Source organism: Gordonia sp. NPDC062954, assembly GCF_044543825.1.
GTDB lineage: Bacteria > Actinomycetota > Actinomycetes > Mycobacteriales > Mycobacteriaceae > Gordonia > Gordonia tangerina.
Window position 1 is genome coordinate 1 of the sequence record NZ_JBITWL010000077.1, and the last position, 1207, is coordinate 1207.

At 63.8% G+C, this 1207-nt stretch carries 1 protein-coding gene; it reads right to left on the minus strand.

Annotation, left to right across the window (positions count from 1 at the left end; all coding sequences use genetic code 11):
• Nucleotides 1-1126, minus strand: a protein-coding gene (locus ACIGKQ_RS25350) for an IS3 family transposase (RefSeq protein WP_396575185.1) whose coding sequence is annotated in 2 segments (ribosomal slippage) — nt 1-856 and nt 856-1126 — 1127 coding nt annotated over the 2 segments. Because the reading frame shifts where the segments join, the coding sequence is not laid out codon by codon here. This gene is flagged as partial in the annotation.
• Nucleotides 1127-1207 lie beyond the last annotated feature (81 nt).

The following is a 1207-nucleotide window of genomic DNA, read 5'->3' on the forward strand; positions in this document are numbered from 1 at the left end:
GGTTGGTGGGTCGTGGTCCACTGTAGGGCGAACTCGGCGGGGGTGAGTCCGTGGTGGGCCGAATGGGGTCGGTTGGCGTTGTAGTCGATCCTCCAGTCTTCGATGATGACCCGGGCTTCGCGCAGGGAGTCAAAGCGCCAGGAGTTGAGCAGCTCGTCGCGCAGGCGGCCGTTGAACGATTCGATCCAGGCGTTCTGCCACGGGGAGCCGGGGTCGATGAATAGTGATCCGGTGCCGTTGAATCGGCACCAGTCGTTGACGGCGTGAGCGACGAATTCCGGTCCGTTGTCGAACCGCACGTAGCACGGTGGACCATGTATCAGGGCCAGGCGGTCGAGAACGTCAACCACGCCATCGGCGTTGATGACGCGGTCGACGTGGATCGCCAGGGCTTCGCGGGTGAACTCGTCGATCACGTTGAGCATTTTGATGGTTCGGCCGTCGGCGGTGGTGTCGAATTGGAAGTCCATCGCCCAGATCACGTTCGGCCGGATTGGGCACATCGCCCCAACCGCGGTCCCGATTCCGGTGAGCCGTTTCTTCCTGCGGCGCTGGGGAACTCGCAGCCCCTCCTCGCGCCACAGGCGGCGGATGCGTTTGTTGTTGACCGTGAAGCCCGCTTTGCGCGCGGCGATCGCGGCGCGTCGCCAGCCCCAGCGGGGCCGGTCGGTGGAAAACCCACGTAGCCAGGACCGCAGCTCGGCTTCCTCCGCGGTGATCGGCGCTGGGTGCAGTCGCATCGTGGAGCGGTGGATGCCCACCACAGCACATGCTCGCCGCTCAGATACCCCGAACCGCTCACGCAGCATCGTCACGGCGCTGCGCTTGCGGTTCGGGGTCAGAAGTTTCCCGACGAAACCTCCTTGAGCATGTCGATATCGAGGGCCTGGTTGGCGACCAACTTCTTGAGCCGAGCGTTCTCAGCTTCGAGTTCTTTGAGGCGTTTGACGTCATTGGCCTTCATGCCCCCGTACTGGGCCACCCAGCGATGCCAGGTCGACTCTGTGACCTCCAGATGCCGGCACACCTCAGCCAACTCCTGCCCGGTCCCGAGGAGCTTGTTGCCCTCGGCCAGCTTGCGGATGATCTGATCCGGCGTATGCCGCCGGCGCTTGCTACCTGCCATGTCGTCGTCGATTCTTCCTGCCCAAACACTCGGGCAACAGAGTCGCACAACAACTGGACCACTACGAAGGGCCCACCTCAC